Source organism: Streptomyces spinoverrucosus, from assembly GCF_015712165.1.
Classification (GTDB): domain Bacteria; phylum Actinomycetota; class Actinomycetes; order Streptomycetales; family Streptomycetaceae; genus Streptomyces; species Streptomyces spinoverrucosus_A.
On sequence record NZ_JADPZX010000001.1, the window covers coordinates 3,605,090 to 3,622,970 of the forward strand.

Genomic DNA, 17,881 nt, shown 5'->3' on the forward strand with positions numbered 1-17,881 from the left:
TCACTTCTCCGCGAGAACCGGGTCGAGCATCTCGCGCACCTTCTCCTCGCTCAGCGGCTGGAGCGTGCGCGCGGCGACCTTGCCGTCCCGGTCGATGACGAGCGTGGAGGGGATGGCCTGGGGGTTGAGCGTGCCCTTCTCGAAGCGGAGCATCAGCTTGCCCGTCGGGTCGTACAGGCTCGGGTAGGTGACGCCGAACTCCTTCTCGAAGGCGAGCGCCGGACCGGTGCTGGTGTCCCGGGTGTTGATGCCGACGAACTGGACGCCCTGGTCCTTGGTGTCCTGGTAGACCGTTTCGAGGTTCTTGGCCTCGGCCCGGCACGGCCCGCACCAGGAGCCCCACACGTTGAGGACGACGACCTTGCCCTTGTAGTCGGCGACGTCGAGCTGTCTGCCGTCGATGGTCTTGCCGGACAGGTCGGGCGCGGCGGTCCGCTCGCCCTGGTCGACGGTGTCGATGCCGTCGGCGCCGGCGACGAAGTTGGTGTCGCCGCCTCCGCCGGACGTACCGCCGGAACCGCACGCGGACAGCAGCAGCGCGGCGACGGCGGCGCCGGAGGTGGCGAGCAGGGCGGTACGGCTGCGGGCGCGGCGGGCGGCACTCATGTGAAAAGTTTCGCATGCCCGTTCTGGGGATCTTGCGCACCCCCCGCGCGGGCGGAAACCCGCATTTCAGGCGGCGTTCTGAGACCCCGCGGTGCTGGTCGCGGGTGCCGTGACGAAGCCCTTCCAGCCACCGGCGGGAGCCTGGCCCACGTCCAGGGTGCGCAGCTGGTCGAGGACCTCGGGCTGCTGCACGTCCAGCCAGTCCACGAACTGCCGGAAGGAGACCAGCCGGACGTCCTCGCCCTTCTCCTTCTCCCGCGCGATGTGCTTGAGGGCTTCCTCCACGGCGTCCATGTAGATGCCGCCGTTCCACTGCTCGAAGTGGTTGCCGACGAAGAAGGGAGCGCGATTTGTCTCGTATACCCGCTTGAAGCCCTGGATGTAGGCCTGTGCGGACTGCTCGCGCCAGCCCGGGTAGTTGTGGGCGGGGGCGTTGGTGGAGTTCACCGACTGGTTGGCGAGCATGTTGTAGTCCATCGAGAGGACCTCGAACGAGCGGCCGGGGAAAGGTATCTGCTGGAGCGGAAGGTCCCATATGCCCTGCTTCTTCTGCGGCCAGACCTGACGGCCACCCGGCGATGAGGCGTCATAGCGCCAGCCGAGCGCGCGGGCGGTGGGCAGCAGGCTGTCCTGGCCGAGCAGACAGGGCGTACGGCCGCCGACGAGTTCCTTGTCGTAGTCGAAGGGCAGCGACGGCAGCTCGGTCCAGCCGGTGTTGGTCCGCCACTCCTTCACGAACGACTTGGCCTGGTCGATCTCGCTGCGCCACTGCTGCGGCGTCCAGTTGCCGACCGAGCCGCCACCGGCGCAGAAGTGGCCGTTGAAGTGGGTGCCTATCTCGTGGCCCTCCAGCCAGGCGCGGCGGACATTGGCCAGCGTGTCCTTGATGTGCGCGTCGGTGAGGTAGCCGATGTCCGAGGCGCCGCGCGGGTTGTTCGGCGGGTCGTAGAGCCGCTTCTTCGACTCGGGCAGCAGATACAGCCCCGAGAGGAAGAACGTCATGTGCGCCTCGTACTCCTTGGCGAGGTCGAGGAAGCGCGGGAAGAGGCCGTTGCCGACCTCTCCGGCCCCGTCCCAGGAGAAGACCACGAACTGCGGCGGGGTCTGCCCGGGCTCCAGCGGCTCGGGCTTGCCGGGCTGGTTCGGCTGCTTGCCGGTGAAGGCGGTCGATCCGTCGCCGATCGGACGGGCGGTGGGCTTCGGGCTGCTTTCCGGGTTCCGTCCGGAACCTCCGGCGTGGGTCGGCCCGTCTGAGGACGTGAGGGTTCCGCATCCGGCGAGCCCCAGGGCGGCCGCGGCCCCCGCGCCGAGTCCCATCGCTCCCCGTCGACTGATGTGAGGCATGGCATCCCCGTCCGTTGCGCTCTCTGGTGGTCACCCAGTCAGAGGGCACGACGAACGGGGAGGTTCCGCCCGTTAGTCAGCAATTCGGAACAACTGCAACAAACCTGTCACTGAGGACGCCTTACGCCTCGAAGGCCTTTTTCTTCACGCCCCGAAGGCCTTGTTCTTCCCCTTCACCGGCTTGGCGCCCGCGAGGAGATGGGGCGGGACGAGGTCACGGGCGGGCTCGCTGTAGCCGACGGAGACGATCCGGTCGCCCTCGTACGTGAAGGACGTCAGCGACGCGAGCGTGCACTGCCGGCGGCGCGGGTCGTGCCACAGCCGCCGCTTCTCGACGTACGACCGCACGATCCAGATCGGCAGCTGATGGCTCACCAGCACCGCCTCGTGCCCACGCGCCGCGTCCTTCGCCGCGCCCAGCGCGCCCATCATGCGGATGACCTGCTCGACGTACGGCTCGCCCCACGACGGCCGGAACGGGTTGGTCAGATGCCTCCAGTTGCCGGGCCGGCGCAGCGCCCCGTCGCCCACGCCGAAGGTCTTGCCCTGGAAGACGTTGTCGGCCTCGATCAGCCGCGCGTCGGTGGCCAGGTCCAGCCCGTGCGCCTTGGCGATCGGCGTCGCCGTCTCCTGCGCCCGCTCCAGCGGGGACGCGACGACATGGGTGACGTCCCGGGAGGCGAGGTGCTCGGCGACCCGGTCGGCCATCTGCCGCCCCAGCTCGGACAGGTGGTACCCGGGCAGCCGCCCGTACAGGATCCCGTCCGGGTTGGCGACCTCGCCGTGCCGCATCAGGTGGACGACGGTGATGTCCCGCGCGCTCATGCCGTGGCCTCCGCCGCCGCGCGGGCCGCCGCCGGGAGGGCGTCGGCGATCCGCTGCACCGCGCGCTCGTCGTGCGCGGCGGACACGAACCAGGACTCGAACGCCGACGGCGGCAGATAGACGCCGTTCGCGAGCATGGCGTGGAAGAAGGCGGTGAAGCGGTACGACGCCTGCGCCTTGGCGCCCTCGTAGTCGCGCACGGCACGGTCGGTGAAGAACACCGAGAACATGTTGGAGGCGTTCTGCAGGGTGTGCGCCACGCCCTCCTTGCCGAGCGCCTCGCCGACCAGCGCCTGGATCTGCTGCGAGACCTCGTTGACCTTGGTGTACGCCGCGTCGTCGAGGAGCCGCAGCTGGGCGAGGCCGGCGGCGGTGGCGATCGGGTTCCCGGAGAGGGTGCCGGCCTGGTAGACGGGGCCGGCCGGGGCGAGGTGCGCCATGACGTCCGCGCGCCCACCGAAGGCGGCGGCCGGGAAGCCACCGCCCATGACCTTGCCGAAGGTCATCAGGTCGGGCACGACGCCGTCGACGCCGTACCACCCGGAGCGGCTGGTGCGGAAGCCGGTCATGACCTCGTCGGAGATGAACAGGGCGCCGTTCTGGGCGCAGGCGTCCTTGAGCCCCTGGTTGAAGCCGGGCATCGGCGGTACGACGCCCATGTTGCCGGGGGACGCCTCGGTGATCACGCAGGCGATCTCGCCGGGGTGGGCGTGGAAGGCGGCGTGCACGGCTTCGAGGTCGTTGTACGGCAGGACGATGGTGTCGCCGGCCTGGGCACCGGTGACGCCCGGCGTGTCCGGCAGCGCGAAGGTCGCCACGCCGCTGCCCGCGGCGGCGAGCAGGGCGTCGACGTGCCCGTGGTAGCACCCGGCGAACTTGATCACCTTGGCCCGCCCGGTGAACCCGCGGGCGAGCCGGATGGCGGACATGGTCGCCTCGGTGCCGCTGGACACCAGCCGCACCTGCTGGACCGGCCCGACCCGCTCGACGATCTCCTCGGCGAGCGCGACCTCACCCTCGCCGGGCGTCCCGAAGGACGTACCGCGCGCGACCGCCTCCTGCACGGCGGCGATCACCTCCGGGTGGGAGTGCCCGAGAATCATCGGCCCCCAGGAACACACCAGGTCGACGTACTCCCGCCCGTCCGCGTCCGTCAGATACGGCCCGCTGCCGGACACCATGAACCGGGGCGTACCGCCCACGGCGCGGAAGGCGCGCACCGGGGAGTTGACGCCGCCGGGCGTGACGGCGGCCGCACGGTCGAACAGGACCTGCGAGACAGGCGCTTCGTATGAATAGGGCAGTTCGCTCATGACCTGCGACTTCTCCGACTTCTCGGACTTCCGGTTGCCAGTGACCTCCTCAGGGTAGGCCGCGGCACCCCGTGATCGATCCTCCTCCACCCCCCTCCGTCTGCGAAACTGAGACCTGATACACACAGCTCTTACGCGGCATGGTGTTCGGGTGCTGCGAAGATCCTGTGCTGCGAAGATGGGTCCTGTGCTGCGAAGATCCTGAAGATCCCGCGGACAGGTGTTTCACCGCACGTTTCGGCGCGCGGCCGTGGGGGAGGTCACTGACACGATGATCGGGTTGCGCGGCGGGGGCCACGCGTCCTAGAAAAGCAGTCGGGTGGAGATATGCATCGCGGTGGCGGACTGGGCGAGGGGACTGACGACCTGGGTCCTCGACGCGCCCGGCGGGGAAGGCACCGGCGCGACGCGGAGGAAACGACCGAAGCACGTCATACACAGGGTGTGCCGAGTGAGCCCGAGCGGGTCGACCGACTCCGGGCGGGGAGCAGGAATGGTGGTCGGGTGGGGGTGACGTACAAGTACTTCGGCGCGCCGGACGGTGCGACGGCGGCCCGCGTCCCGATTTCGATGCGCCCCGAGGAACTCGGCGGCGACGAGCTCGGCATGAACGGCATGTTCACCAAGATCAAGCCGGAGACGATGGCCGCGATGGTGCTGACCGGCATCGAAGGGGTCCCCCTCCACAAGGTCCCGCCCCTGGAACTGGTCGTCCTGCACCCCGACTACGCCGTCGTCAAACTCCCCATGACGGTCGTCGACCCCCTCCGCGGCATCGGCGAGGAGGCGGTGGGCGCGGCGGCGTTCATCTGGTCGACGGTCCCGGACCGGGGCGGGCCGCGGGACGCGTTCAACGTGTATCAGCTGCTGCACGAGTGGCAGGACTTCTCGAAGCGGTTGCATGAGGCGGGGCATCAGCCGTATTGCCTGGTGTGGCCCTGAGCTGGGGTTTGTGAGTTTCGGGCGGGGCCTTCGGGTTCCGCCCTCGTCGTGCACGGCCGCCCGTCACCGGCGAGGGACGGCCGTCAGCGGTAGTGCGTCCGTGTAGCCGTTCGTCGGCTTGGGGATCTTCTGGAGGGTGTGGGCGTCCAGGGCCGCCGAGGCCGACTTCGTGCCCAGGGTGCCGGACGGATGCCAGGTCCCGGTCAGGGTCACCCAGGTGTCGGCCGGCGGGGCCTGGATGCCGTGGACGCGGACCTTCACCGACTGGGCGTCCGCCGCGCAGCAGCTGAGCATGAGGCGGGTCAGATCCCAGCCGTCGCCGCCGTCCCCGGCCGGGGTGACGAAGCCCGTCAGCTGGATCGTGCGGCCCTTGATCGCCTGCTCGCGGTCCTGCTGCACGCGCTGTGTGAAGTCGGTGAGAGTCATCGGCAGCGGCGAGGTCGCCGGCAGCGGGTCGAAGTGGTCCTCCTCCGCGATGGGCTTGGGGGCCTCGCGGGCCGCGGTGAAGGCGCCGAGGGCCGGTGGGGCGTAGAAGAGCAGGCTCAGGGCGGGCAGGAACAGCAGCCAGGCGACCTTGGGCGTGTGGCCGTGCTGGTCGTGCTGGTCGTGGGCGTCCCCGTCCTTCCTCCCCCACCAGGTCTCCGCGGCCGCCAGGGCGAGCAGCAGGACCCCGGATGCGATCAGCAGCGGGCGCATGCCCTCCTTGACGTAGCGGAGGTAGAGGTCGCTGAGGAGGGTGGCGTGCAGCACGCCGAGGCCGCTGAGGGCGAGCAGGCCGATCTGGAGGGGGCGCTTCACAGGAGTACCGCTCCGATCAGTGCGCTGGCCAGGATCGCCACGACCGTCGTGGCGGCCGAGAAGCGGATCGCGAACGCCCGGCCGAACGTGCCCGCCTGCAACGCGATCAGCTTCACGTCGACCATCGGCCCGACGACCATGAAGGTCAGCCGGGCGACCGGCGAGAAGCCGGTGAGCGAGGCCGCGACGAACGCGTCTGCCTCCGAGCACACCGCGAGCAGGATGGCGAGGGCGGCCAGGAAGAGCACGGACAGCCACGGCGAGCCGGAGAACGTCTCCAGTACGGAGCGCGGGACCGCCACGTTGAAGGTGGCCGCCGCCAGCGCGCCGACCACGAGGAAGCCGCCCGCGTGCAGGAAGTCGTGCCGGAAGCCCCGCCGGAACTCGCTCCAGCGGCTGTGGCCCGGGTGGTGACCGGTGTGCCGGGCGGCCGGTTTCAGCCATTCCGTCCGGCCCAGTGCCAGCCACAGCCAGCCCATCGCCACGGCCGTGACGAGCGAGGCGAGCAGACGGGCCAGCACCATTTCCGGGCTGCCGGGGAACGCGACCGCCGTGGCGGTCAGGACGATCGGGTTGACGGCGGGCGCCGACAGCAGGAACGCGAACGCGGCGGCGGGGGTGACGCCCCGTCCGATCAGGCTGTTCGCGACCGGCACCGACGCGCACTCGCAGCCGGGCAGGACGACCCCGGCGGCACCGGCCACCGGCACGGCGAGCGCCGGCCGCTTCGGCAGCAGCCGGTTGAACACCCGCGCCGGCACGAAGGCGTTGATCGCGCCCGACAGAGCCGTGCCGAGCAGCAGGAACGGCAGTGCCTGCACGGTCACGGCCAGCCACACCGTCCGCCACGCCTGCACGGCCGGTTCGTCCGCCCACCGGCCGACGGCGAAGAGCAGCGCGCCGGGCAGGACGGCGGCCGCGAGCAGCAGGAACGGCCAGGAACGCGGCCAGGTCTGAGGGCGCGCGGTGACGGCATCGCCCTCCACGTCCACTTCTTCCGTGGCGAGTTGTTCCGTCTTCTGCATGCGGGCTCCGCGCGTCGGCTGATCGCAGCGACGATAGCGGGCGCCGTACGACTCCCGCCGCCTGGTGTCGTACGTGCGGGCCGCGCGACCGGAGTGGTCCGGTCGTGCGGCCCGTCGCTGTACTGGCTGTACTAGCCGTCCTAGCTGCCGGACTGGCCCTGTTGGATGCGGGCCTCGCCCGCGTCGGTGCGGAAGACGTAGGCCCACGCGGAGCCCGTGCCGGTGGTGTAGGTGAAGGCGGTCGGGTCGGTGGCCGACTGCCCGGTGCCGGCCTGCTGCCAGGCGCGCCACGTGCCGAAGGCGCCCTGGACGGTTTCGCGGGTGTTGTGGATCGTGCCGTCCGTTCCCCGTGCGACGATCTCGGTGAAGCCGGAGACGGGGTTGATGACGGCGGACGGGGCACCGGCCGCGGTGAGGTCGCCCACCTGGGTCCAGGTGGCGGGGAAGGCCGCGCCCTCGCTCGCCTGGACCATGCTGACGATCTTCCCGCCGGTGGTGCGGGCGAAGACACCGAGCCGGTAGCCGGGGTAGACCACCGCCGAGGGAGCGTGGCTGATCTTCTGGTCACCGAGGTTGGTCCAGGAACCGACCACGCCGTCCTTGAAGGTCGCGGTGCGCAGCTGCCCGGTGGTGTCGGTGCCGAAGAGCTGGACGCCGTCGCGGACGGTGACGGCCGTCAGCGGTCCGGCGAAGCCCTCGCCGGCGAGCCTGATCCAGCCCATGAAGTCCACGTTGGGCCGCTGCTGGGCGCGGTACCAGGGCTTGCCGTCGGCGTCGACCGCGAACTGCACCAGCACGCCGTCGGGCCGCTTGGCGGTGACCGGGGCCGCCTTCATCGCGCCGGCCAGGTTGACCCAGTTCCCCCAGGACGAGCTGCCCGCGCTGTGACGGCGCCACCAGGTCTGGCTGTTGACGTTCTGGGCGGTCAGCGCCACCGCCCCGTCGGGCTGCTCGGCGAGCTGCGGCGTGCCGGAGAACGTCTCGGTGTCCGGGCCGGTCGTCCACTGGACGGAGCCGAGGTCGGCCGGGTCGGCCTGCCGGCCGTGGACGATACGGCCCTCGCCGTCGGTGTAGGCGTACTCGATCGCACCGGTGGACGTCTGCAGGACACCGGCGGGGCCGGTGCGGTCGACGTCGATCGCGGGGGACTCCGGCGTGTAGTCGGCCCGCAGGCCGCAGGAGTCCGGGGCACCGGTGACGCTGGTGTAGCCGGCCCAGTGGGTGCCGGAGCCGATGAGGAGGTTGTAGACGCCGTCGAAGTTCCCGGACGGCTCGTGGTAGCGGTAGTGGCGCACGTCGCCGTTGGCCTTGACCCGCACGATCACGTCGCCGCCGAAGGACGTGATGTTCTTCGAGTCCCGCCAGTCGGCCCAGCTGACCGTGACGTGGCGCTGGAGCCAGCGCTCGCTCTCGAAGTCGTAGCGCGAGCGCAGCAGATGACCGGTCGCCGAGTCGATCCCGTACAGCACTCCGTCGTCGGTGGCGACGATGTGGCTGTAGCGGCCCCAGCCGGAGTCGATCTTCTTGTTGCCGGCCGGGTTCCAGCTGTTCGTGGAGCTGGTGTACTGGACCCACCGCAGGTCGCCGCCGCCGTCGACGTGCCAGATGTGGCCGCCGCGGTCGATGCTGATCTCGTTGCGGTTCTCGGGCAGGGCGTACGTCGTGAAGCCGGTGCTGATCTTCCGGTGGTGGATGTCCCACACGCCGGTGGAGCCGACGCGGTGGCTGAAGTAGAGCCCGTCGGACTTGATGCCGTAGAAGCTGGCGAAGGGGCCGGCCAGGACGCGGGGGTACTGGTCCCAGCCGGAGTCGATGGTGCTGGACGCCGGGACGGTGGCGGTGCCGTTGGCGGGGTCGCCGACGTTTCGGCGCAGGAGGCTGCCGGCCGGGGTCACGGAGTAGAGCGCGCCGGTGGACGAGCACCACGGGCCGACGTTGGCGTTGATCCAGGTGCGCAGCTTGTCGATGCGGGTGCCGATCGCGCCGGTGCGCGTCTCGGTCTCGTCAGTGCCGAAACAACCGCCCTGCCAGGAGCGGCTGTTGATGCCGACGAGCTGCACGGTGCCGCCGGCCTCACGGAAGGCGGGGCCGCCGGTGTCGCCCTTGCAGACGGCGGCGCCGTCCTTGCCGGTGATGCCGACCTCGGTGGCGCTGACCGAGTCCACGGTGAAGGTGCCGGTGTGCAGGCGCAGCGGGGCCCACTCGTCCTTGGTGCGACCGTATCCGGCGACCCGCAGCTCCTCCCCGGCTGCGGGTGCGGTGGCGCTGAGGTCGACGGGAGTGATGCCGGTGACCGGGCTGGCGAGCTTCGCCAGTACGACGTCCTGGTCCGGGTGGGGGACGAGCTGGACGACGTCGCGCACCTGCCCGGTCGTGGTGGTCAGGTCGGTGCGGCCGATGGTGGCGGTCGTCGGCAGCGCGGGCGCGCCCGCCGGCACGTCCAGGCTCGCGGCCGGGTTGTCGGCGAAGCAGCTGGCGGCGGTGAGCAGCCACTGCGAGTACACCAGCGCACCGGAGCAGGCGCGTTGGCCGCCACCAATGTCCAGGCGTGCGGTGAAGGCGTGGGCGTTGTCGGACGCGGGCGCGCCGGACACGGCCTGGGCGGGGGCGGCGAACACCATCATCGGGGCGGCCGTGAGGGCCGCGCTGAACGCGGCCAGCGCTGAGAGGCGGGCGTTACGGGGTCTGGGCATGTCCGTTTCCTTGAGGCGGGTTCGCATGGACCGGGCGGCTCGGGGAGCGCCGGTTTGGTGAAGCGGTCGGGTCGAGGGGCTACTTGGAGGTGACGATCTCCACGAGCACGGCACCGGCGGCCGCCGTCCGGGAAAGCAATCTCATAAATTTCCCTTGTTTTGAGTTCGGGAAATGAGCAACACAAATGGGCAAAACAGACGACCCAACAGACAGAGCCACCAACTCCCCATAAGTCGGGCGGGAGTTGATGATCAGTGAGCCGGGCCGAATCCGCATCCTGACACCCTCACACCCCATACACAACAGTGACTCGGACCACACGATTTCGACGCGGTGGGCCGTTAGGCGCACAAAGTGAACGCCCGATTAAACGGAACGCACCATTCGGCCACCTGGAAGTGGGCCGAAGTTGGCCATGGCATCGATTCTGAAAGCTGTAAGGCCTCGGTAAAGGAGCAGCGCGTTGAATGCCAACGTCGCCCTGAAGCGGAGACACCGAGCAGCCGCACAGCTTCCGGAACGCGTTTCCCGAGGGACGGAACCGCATGAGGGCTCCCGTGGGGAGGCACCGGCATTTTCCGGGGCGACGTCTTCGGACGGCCTAACCCGGCGCGCTGGAGCCGACGATCCCGCCGAGGCTGAGGGCAAGGCGCTGCCCCGTATGAGATCGGAGACGCCCATGAGCATGCGGGTCGCGGTGATCGGGGACTGTCCCGTCTTCCGGCACGGCGTCTCACAGCTGATCAGCACCGCCGCCGACCTCCAGCTGGTCGTCAGCGTGTCCTCACTCCAGGGCGCGGACGGCAATCTCCGGGGCGTCGACGTGGTCCTCATGGACCTGCGCCAGCCGCCCCAGAGACTTGCCGCGACCGTCGCGGAGCTGCGCAAGCGCGGGCATGCGGTCATCGTCGCCTCGTCCGCCACGGAGATCGACGCGATGGAGATCATCCGGGCCGGTGCCGGCGGATGCCTGGACCGGCAGGCCGAGGGGGAGGAACTGCTGACGGCGATCCGGGTCGTGGGCTCCGGCCGCAGTTACGTGTCCGCGCCGATCGACGCACTGCTGAAAAGGACTCCCCACTTCACGGGCCGCGAGCAGGAAATCCTGCGGCTTCTCGCGAATGGCGCGACCGATCAGGAAATCGCCGCGGAACTCCGTATCAGCAAGCACACGGTGCATTCGCATCTCGACCGAATCGGCGAGAAGACGGGGACGCGACGCCGGCCCGACCTCACCCGCCTCGCGGTCGAGCAGGGCCTCACCGAGGAGGCGTAGACCTGCACCGACGTGCCGCTTCGTGGGTAGTCCTGCCCCTCCTGGCGTGGGTAGGGGTTCCCCTTGACCTACGCACGTCAAAGCCACAGGTTGGTGACGTAAGTCACATCACCGCGTTCATCCGCATTCCGCTCGCGGCCGTGCGGCGCGCGGGTCGAAAAGCCAGGAGAAATCATGCGCAAGCGCGCCACCATTGTCGCCATCGCAGCCGTACTCCCGCTGACAGCCGCCGGCGCTCTCGCGGGGGCGGGATCGGCAGCGGCCGACCCCACCAAAGCGACCGTCACGGTCACGGGAGAGGTCGAAGACTGCGCCAACGGGAACTCCCCGAACAGGGTGACGATCGAGACGAACGACGGTGACGAAACCCGCACAGACAAGTCCGGCGTAGCCGAGACGAACGAATATTCGGTCAAGTTCACCAAGATTTCCAAGAAGGGGGACGGGGCGCAGGCAACCGTCACGTGCAAGGGCGGCGGCACCTACACGGACGAGTTCACGATCAAGCGTCCGAAGCAGGCGGGCGTCCTGGTTCAGGAGAGGGACCTGGAGGCGCCGTAGCGCCGTCGGCGGAGCACACCCGCCACCGCGGGCCGGTCAGACCCCACCGCCCGCGTCCGACACCCCCACCGTGAACCCAATAACCACCCCACCCCCCTCCCGCCCATAAGCAAACGGCGCACCCCCATGCGCCAACGCCACCTCCCGCACGATCGACAACCCCAGCCCCGACCCCGGCAAGGACCGAGCGTCCGCCGCGCGGTAGAAGCGGTCGAAGACGCGGACCAGGTCGGCGTCTGCGATCCCCGGCCCCCGGTCGTGGACCTCCACCCGGATCGCCCCCGGCCGCGCCGGTCCCGACACCACGATCTCGATCGGCGCGGCGCCGTCGGCGTCGAACTTCGCCGCGTTCTCCACCAGGTTGGAGATCGCCCGGGTCAGCATCCCCGGCCGCCCCTCCGTCGTCGTGTCGCCGCTCGCGCGCATCTCGATCCGCCGCCCGGTACGCCGTCGCGCCAGACCCGCGACATCCTCCGCGAGGTCGGCGACATCGACCCGCTGCGGCGGCTCGGCGTCCGACTGCCCGGCCGCCAGATCCACCAACTCGTTGACCAGATCCGTCAGTTCACGCGCTTCCTGCCCCAGATCGGCGACCAGCTCGTCCCGCGTCCCGGGCGGCAGCTCGTCGATCCGGCGCAGCAGGGAGATGTTCGTACGCAGCGAGGTCAGCGGCGTACGCAGCTCGTGCCCAGCGTCCTGCACCAGCCGCCGCTGGTCCTCCTCCGACTGCGCCAGCCGCCCCAGCATCCGGTCGAAGGCGCGCCCGAGCCGCCCCACCTCGTCGCTCCCGGTCACGGGTACGTCGATGCCCAGCCGCCGGGTCCGCGCCACCGCCTCCGCAGCCGACGTCAGGATCACCAGCCGGCGGGTGATCCGCCGCGCCAGCCACCAGCCGAACAGCCCCGCCCCGACCACCACCGCCGCCATCAGCAGCAACGTCCGCTGCTGCAGCGCCCGCAGCAGATCCTCGGTGTCGCTGAACTCCTGCGCCACCTGCACCGCACCCCGGCCCCCGCCCAGCGCGACGGTCGCGACCCGGTAGACGTCGTTCCCGACATCGACGTCCTCGTGCTGGGCCAGCTCCCCGGCCCGCGCCGCTCCCGCGACCTCCCGGTCGGCGCCGGTGACCGGCAGCCCCGGGCTGCCCGGATCGACGACACCGCCGTCCGGCCCCAGCACCTGCACATCCGTACGGGCGGGCCGGACGAAGTCGTGCCCCGGCGCGGAGGAGAAGTCCTCCGGGACCATCCGGCGCTCGCTCACCTCGCCCCGCAGATCCTGCACGACCTCGTCGAACACCGACTGCTGGTCGACCCGCACCAGCCGGGCGGCGGCCCCGTACGACAGGATCCCGACGAGCACCGTGACGGCGGCGGTCACCGCCGCGAAGGACACGGCGAACGTCGTCCGCAACGACACCAGTCGCGGCCGCCACCACCCACCGGACCCCGCCCCGGCCCCGGCCCTGCGCAGGAGCCCCACTAGTCCTCCCGCAGCACGTAACCCACCCCACGCACGGTGTGAATCAGCTGCGGCGCCCCCGGCTCGTCCAGCTTCCGGCGCAGATAGCCGACGTACACGGCCAGATTCTTCGACCCCGGCCCGAAGTCGTACCCCCAGATCCGGTCGTAGATCGTGGAGTGGTCGAGCACGATCCCCTCGTTGCGCACCAGCAGCTCCAGCAGCTCGAACTCGGTGCGCGTCAGCTCCAGCTCCCGCTTCCCGCGCCACGCCCGCCGCGCCTGCGGATCCATCCGCAGCCCGGCCGCGTCGATCCACCGCTCGGGCACCGGCGCCTTCTCCGGCACGTCGACGGCGGCGCCCCCGTTCGCCGTGCGCCGCAGCAGGGCCCGCAACCGCGCGAAGACCTCCTCCACGTCGAACGGCTTCACGACATAGTCGTCGGCGCCCGCGTCCAGCCCCGCGATCCGGTCCGCCGTCTCCACGAGCGCCGTCAGCATCAGGATCGGCGTCCGGTCCCCCTCGGCCCGCAGCACCCGGCACACCTGGAGACCGTCTATCCCCGGCATCATCACATCGAGCACCAGCACGTCCGGCGGCGTGCGATGGGCCTGCGCCAGCGCCTCCACACCGTCGGCGACCGCGGTGACCCGGTAGCCCTCCAGGGTCAGGGCCCGTTCCAGGGCGTGACGGATCGCGCGGTCGTCCTCGGCGAGCAGAACAGTCTGGGGCACCCGACCAGTGTGGCAAAGCGCCGCGATCGTACGACCGGATGAGCGAGCCGCCCCCGATCCTCTTACTGGCCTCTCACCCGGCGGAACGCAGGGCGGCGAGCCGCTCCTCGAACGGGACCACGGCCAGGTCCGGGGAGGCCGGCCTGGTCACCGACAGCCCCGTCATCAGCCCCGCCAACTCCCCCGCAGCCCGCTCGATCCGCCCGTCCAGGCCCTGCGCACCCCAGTCCTCCGAGGCCGCGTACACGGCGGTCGGGACCACCACGGCCCGCAGATACGAGAAGAGCGGACGCAGCGCGTGCTCCAGCACCAGGGAGTGCCGGGCGCTGCCCCCGGTCGCGGCGATCAGCACCGGCTTGCCCACCAGCGCCTCGGGATCGATCACGTCGAAGAAGGACTTGAACAGCCCGCTGTACGACGCCGAGAACACCGGCGTCACGACGATCAACCCGTCCGCCCCGGTCACCGCGTCGATCGCGGCGGACAGGGCCCTCCCCGGGAACCCGTTCGTGAAGTTGTGCGCGATCTCGACGGCGAGCTCACGCAGCTCGACGACCTCCACGTCCGCCGGGACCCGACCGGCGGTGGCCTTGGCCAGCCGATCGCCCAGCAGCCGTGTGGACGACGGCACGCTAAGCCCCGCCGAGACGACGACGAGCTTCATACGGTGGTCACCTCCTTGGCGGCGAGCAGGGACTCGTGGGTCGGCGCCTCCGGCACACCCGCCGGCCGCCCGACCGCGAACTCCTTGCGCAGCACCGGCACGACTTCCTCGCCCAGCATGTCGATCTGCTCCAGCACGGTCTTCAGCGGCAGCCCGGCGTGGTCCATCAGGAACAGCTGGCGCTGGTAGTCACCGGCGTACTCACGGAAGCTCAGCGTCTTCTCGATCACCTGCTGCGGCGAGCCCACGGTCAGCGGCGTCTGCTCCATGAAGTCCTCCAGCGACGGCCCGTGCCCGTACACCGGCGCGACGTCGAAGTAGGGCCGGAACTCGCGCACCGCGTCTTGTGAATTGCGGCGCATGAAGACGTGACCCCCCAGCCCGACGATCGCCTGCTCGGGCGTGCCGTGCCCGTAGTGGGCGTACCGGGCCCGGTACAGCTCGACCATCCGCTTGGTGTGGTCGGCCGGCCAGAAGATGTTGTTGTGGAAGAAGCCGTCGCCGTAGTACGCGGCCTGCTCGGCTATCTCCGGCGAGCGGATCGACCCGTGCCAGACGAACGGCGGTACGTCGTCCAGCGGCCGGGGCGTGGAGGTGAAGCCCTGCAACGGCGTACGGAACTTCCCTTCCCAGTTCACGACGTCCTCGCGCCACAGCTGGTGGAGCAGGGCGTAGTTCTCGACGGCGAGGTTGATGCCCTGCCGGATGTCCTGCCCGAACCAGGGGTAGACCGGCCCGGTGTTCCCGCGCCCCATCATCAGGTCCACCCGGCCGTCGGCCAGGTGCTGGAGCATCGCGAAGTCCTCGGCGATCTTCACCGGGTCGTTGGTGGTGATCAGGGTGGTGGACGTGGACAGAATCAGCCGCTCGGTGCGCGCCGCGACATAGCCGAGCATGGTCGTCGGCGAGGACGGCACGAAGGGCGGGTTGTGGTGCTCACCGGTCGCGAACACGTCGAGGCCCACCTCCTCGGCCTTCAGCGCGATGGCGACCATGGCCTTGATCCGCTCGCGCTCGGTCGGCGTACGGCCCGTGGTCGGGTCCGGCGTGACATCGCCGACGCTGAAGATCCCGAACTGCATGGTCGCTCATCCTCCAGTTGGTTGACCATTCAACTATACCGGGAAACGAGTCCCCCGCCCCACGTATTCCAGGAACCCGCCATGCCAAGCTGACGACCATGCTCATCCTCCGCTCCGCCGCCCTCTTCGTCATCGCCGCCCTCTTCGAGATCGGCGGCGCCTGGCTGGTCTGGCAGGGCTGGCGGGAACAGCGCGGCTGGCTCTGGATCGCCGGCGGCGTCCTCGCCCTCGGCGCCTACGGCTTCATCGCCACCTTCCAGCCGGACGCCCACTTCGGCCGCATCCTCGCCGCGTACGGCGGCATCTTCGTCGCCGGCTCCATCGGCTGGGGCATGATCGCAGACGGCTACCGCCCGGACCGCTGGGACATCACAGGCGCCCTGATCTGCCTGGCAGGCATGGCAGTCATCATGTACACCCCAAGACAAAACTGACCCAGGGGTTACGGACGGCGGGGGCCCAGGGGCTACAGACGGCCGGGCCCAGAGGCTACAGACGGCCGGGGGCCCAGGGGACTACAGCCCTCAGGAGCTACGGACCTCAGGGCAACGAACCTCAGGGTCTACAGGCCTCAGGGCAACGAACCTCAGGGGCGCGGGGAACTGCGCGACCAGCCCCCACCACCCCGCACCCAACCAACCACGCAAACCCCCACCCCCCAGGGGCGCGGGGAACTGCGCGATCAACCCCCACCCACCCGCACCCAACCGATCACCCAACCCCCACCCCACATATCCTTGCCGCACAAGACCACACAGGCCCGCACCCCGCCCGCCCCCGCCGAGGAGCACCCCATGCCCCAGTCCCGCATAGCGGTAGTCACCGGCGCCAGCAGCGGCATCGGCGCCGCCACGGCCCGGCAACTGGCCACCGCGGGCTACCGCGTCGTCCTCACCGCCCGCCGCAAGGACCGCATCGAGGCCCTCGCCGAGGAGATCAACGCGACCGGCGGCCAGGCCACGGCATACCCCCTGGACGTCACCGACCGCACGGCCGTGGACGAGTTCGCCACCGCCTTCAAGACGATCGGCGTCCTGGTCAACAACGCGGGCGGCGCACTGGGCCTGGACCCGGTGGCCACCGGCGACCCGGCCGACTGGCGCCAGATGTACGAGACGAACGTCATCGGCACCCTCAACCTCACCCAGGCCCTCCTCCCCAAGCTGATCGCGAGCGGCGACGGCACGGTGGTCGTGGTCTCCTCCACCGCAGGCCACGGCACCTACGAGGGCGGCGCCGGCTACGTCGCCGCCAAGCACGGCGCCCACGTCCTAGCCGAAACCCTGCGCCTGGAGATCCTCGGCGAGCCGGTCCGGGTCATCGAGGTCGCCCCCGGCCTGGTCAAGACCGACGAGTTCGCCCTGACCCGCTTCGGCGGCGACGAGGCACGCGCGGCCAAGGTCTACGAGGGCGTCCCCGACCCCCTGACCGCCGACGACGTGGCCGACACCATCACCTGGGCGGTCACCCGCCCCAGCCACGTCAACATCGACCTCCTGGTGGTCCGCCCCCGCGCCCAGGCGTCCAACACCAAGGTGATCCGGGAGCTGTCGGAATAACCCACAGGGGTGAACCTCATCGATCAGACGAACGGCAGGAGAACTGACGATCTAGGCTCGCGCCACACCATCAACGCGACGGCCCTCGGCGGGATGCCGGTCCCGACCGAGGGCCTGACCAACAAGGGAGTAGGGCTTCCCTGTGGCTGACTGCGAGGCTAGCGCTCACCAGTTCATGGACCTGACGGTCCCCGGGTACGCGTACATGTTCGGCTTCTTGCAGGCGGATGGGCATCTTCAGCAAGGCGCCGGGAAGAAAGGCAAGCTGACCCTCGAGGTCAACGCCCGAGATGCTGAGCTCCTCCGCGAATTCCAGAGGCTGACGCCGTACAACAGCAGCATCACCGAACGCACTCGGTCCACCAACTTCGCCGCAACCCACAATTCGGTCACCTGGGCCCTGTGCTCGTTCGAAGCCAGGACCGTACTGAACAATCTCGGCCTGCCCTACGGACGTAAGTCGAGGACAATCACTCCGCCCCACGGCGACTTCTCGGTCCGCGACTACCTCCGAGGCGTCATCGACGCCGACGGATCAGTGGGCTACACCAGCAGGGGCTTTCCCTTCATCTCCCTCACCACGGCCAGCACTGCCATCGGCACCTACTTCAGCAAGTATGCGATGGAGGTGGCCGGAGTCGAACGCACGATCAAACGCAATACACGAGACGGCATCTACAACATCCTCTACACCATGGAGGCGGCCCAGCGCCTGGCGAGTGACCTGTACTACCCCGCCTGCCTGTCCCTCGCACGCAAGCGCACCGCCGCCGATTCACTCAGCGCCTGGGCGCGCCCCGCAGGAATGAGGTCCGCGTACACGGCACGCCGCTGGAACGAGACCGAGGACCGAATTCTACTGAAGCTGCACAGCCCAACAGCGGCTGCGGACGTGCTCGACAGGAGTCCGCAAAGCTGCAACCTCCGCCTGTGGCGCCTGCGCACCGGACAAGTGCCGATGCCCAGCAGCCGGTGACCAGATGAACGAGGCCCCTGG

General features: G+C 70.0%; 17 protein-coding genes. 6 read left to right on the plus strand and 11 right to left on the minus strand.

All coding sequences use genetic code 11. The features are described from left to right. The 4 genes from I2W78_RS16200 to hemL form a co-directional block, all read right to left on the minus strand. Complete coding sequence (locus I2W78_RS16200; RefSeq protein ID WP_196460630.1) at positions 1–606, minus strand: TlpA family protein disulfide reductase; 606 nt, start codon at positions 604–606, stop codon at positions 1–3. Positions 607–672: 66 nt separating this feature from the next. Continuing rightward, positions 673–1,950, minus strand: a complete 1,278-nt coding sequence (locus I2W78_RS16205) for a polysaccharide deacetylase family protein (protein ID WP_196460632.1) — start codon at positions 1,948–1,950, stop codon at positions 673–675. Between the two features lie 144 nt (positions 1,951–2,094). After that, positions 2,095–2,775, minus strand: coding sequence for a histidine phosphatase family protein (locus I2W78_RS16210; RefSeq protein ID WP_196460634.1), 681 nt, complete (start codon positions 2,773–2,775; stop codon positions 2,095–2,097). Continuing rightward, entirely contained in the window at positions 2,772–4,088 is a 1,317-nt protein-coding gene (hemL, locus tag I2W78_RS16215) for a glutamate-1-semialdehyde 2,1-aminomutase (RefSeq protein WP_196460635.1), read from the minus strand. The genes I2W78_RS16210 and hemL overlap by 4 nt, the downstream gene beginning before the upstream one ends. Before the next feature lie 327 nt (positions 4,089–4,415). On the opposite strand from hemL, the gene I2W78_RS16220 reads away from it, so the two are divergent. Then, positions 4,416–5,030, plus strand: coding sequence for a hypothetical protein (locus tag I2W78_RS16220; RefSeq protein ID WP_196460637.1), 615 nt, complete (start codon positions 4,416–4,418; stop codon positions 5,028–5,030). A 63-nt stretch (positions 5,031–5,093) separates the two neighbouring features. Here the strand turns inward: I2W78_RS16220 and I2W78_RS16225 are convergent, their stop codons facing one another. The 3 genes from I2W78_RS16225 to I2W78_RS16235 all read right to left on the minus strand — a co-directional run bounded on the left by I2W78_RS16225 (position 5,094) and on the right by I2W78_RS16235 (position 9,546). Further along, entirely contained in the window at positions 5,094–5,828 is a 735-nt protein-coding gene (locus I2W78_RS16225) for a TIGR03943 family putative permease subunit (RefSeq protein ID WP_196460639.1), read from the minus strand. After that, positions 5,825–6,853 (minus strand): permease, encoded by a 1,029-nt coding sequence (locus I2W78_RS16230; RefSeq protein WP_196460641.1) that lies wholly within the window; start codon positions 6,851–6,853, stop codon positions 5,825–5,827. The genes I2W78_RS16225 and I2W78_RS16230 overlap by 4 nt, the downstream gene beginning before the upstream one ends. A gap of 140 nt (positions 6,854–6,993) precedes the next feature. Beyond that, complete coding sequence (locus I2W78_RS16235; RefSeq protein WP_196460643.1) at positions 6,994–9,546, minus strand: trypsin-like serine protease; 2,553 nt, start codon at positions 9,544–9,546, stop codon at positions 6,994–6,996. 680 nt (positions 9,547–10,226) lie between these two features. Between I2W78_RS16235 and I2W78_RS16240 the strand changes: the two genes are divergently transcribed. Further along, entirely contained in the window at positions 10,227–10,823 is a 597-nt protein-coding gene (locus I2W78_RS16240; protein WP_230885468.1) for a response regulator transcription factor, read from the plus strand. A 174-nt stretch (positions 10,824–10,997) separates the two neighbouring features. Continuing rightward, positions 10,998–11,384, plus strand: a complete 387-nt coding sequence (locus I2W78_RS16245) for a hypothetical protein (RefSeq protein WP_196460645.1) — start codon at positions 10,998–11,000, stop codon at positions 11,382–11,384. Between the two features lie 36 nt (positions 11,385–11,420). On the opposite strand, the gene I2W78_RS16250 is transcribed toward I2W78_RS16245, so the two are convergent. The 4 genes from I2W78_RS16250 to I2W78_RS16265 form a co-directional block, all read right to left on the minus strand. After that, a complete protein-coding gene (locus I2W78_RS16250) occupies positions 11,421–12,866 on the minus strand; it encodes a sensor histidine kinase (RefSeq protein WP_374222672.1) in 1,446 nt (481 codons plus the stop codon). Then, positions 12,866–13,579, minus strand: a complete 714-nt coding sequence (locus I2W78_RS16255; protein WP_196460647.1) for a response regulator transcription factor — start codon at positions 13,577–13,579, stop codon at positions 12,866–12,868. Before I2W78_RS16255 ends, I2W78_RS16250 begins: the two co-directional genes overlap by 1 nt. 73 nt (positions 13,580–13,652) lie before the next feature. Further along, on the minus strand, positions 13,653–14,243 hold the full coding sequence (locus tag I2W78_RS16260; protein ID WP_196460649.1) for an FMN reductase: 591 nt from the start codon (positions 14,241–14,243) through the stop codon (positions 13,653–13,655). Next, a complete protein-coding gene (locus I2W78_RS16265) occupies positions 14,240–15,325 on the minus strand; it encodes an LLM class flavin-dependent oxidoreductase (protein WP_196460651.1) in 1,086 nt (361 codons plus the stop codon). The genes I2W78_RS16260 and I2W78_RS16265 overlap by 4 nt, the downstream gene beginning before the upstream one ends. Before the next feature lie 98 nt (positions 15,326–15,423). Between I2W78_RS16265 and I2W78_RS16270 the strand changes: the two genes are divergently transcribed. The 3 genes from I2W78_RS16270 (at position 15,424) to I2W78_RS16280 (ending at position 17,860) form a co-directional block, all read left to right on the plus strand. Then, a complete protein-coding gene (locus I2W78_RS16270; RefSeq protein WP_196460653.1) occupies positions 15,424–15,759 on the plus strand; it encodes a YnfA family protein in 336 nt (111 codons plus the stop codon). Between the two features lie 360 nt (positions 15,760–16,119). After that, the gene (locus I2W78_RS16275) at positions 16,120–16,884 is read left to right on the plus strand and encodes an SDR family NAD(P)-dependent oxidoreductase (protein WP_196460655.1); all 765 of its coding nucleotides are present in this window, start codon (positions 16,120–16,122) and stop codon (positions 16,882–16,884) included. A 175-nt stretch (positions 16,885–17,059) separates the two neighbouring features. After that, positions 17,060–17,860 (plus strand): LAGLIDADG family homing endonuclease, encoded by an 801-nt coding sequence (locus tag I2W78_RS16280; protein WP_196460657.1) that lies wholly within the window; start codon positions 17,060–17,062, stop codon positions 17,858–17,860. Positions 17,861–17,881: the final 21 nt, after the last annotated feature.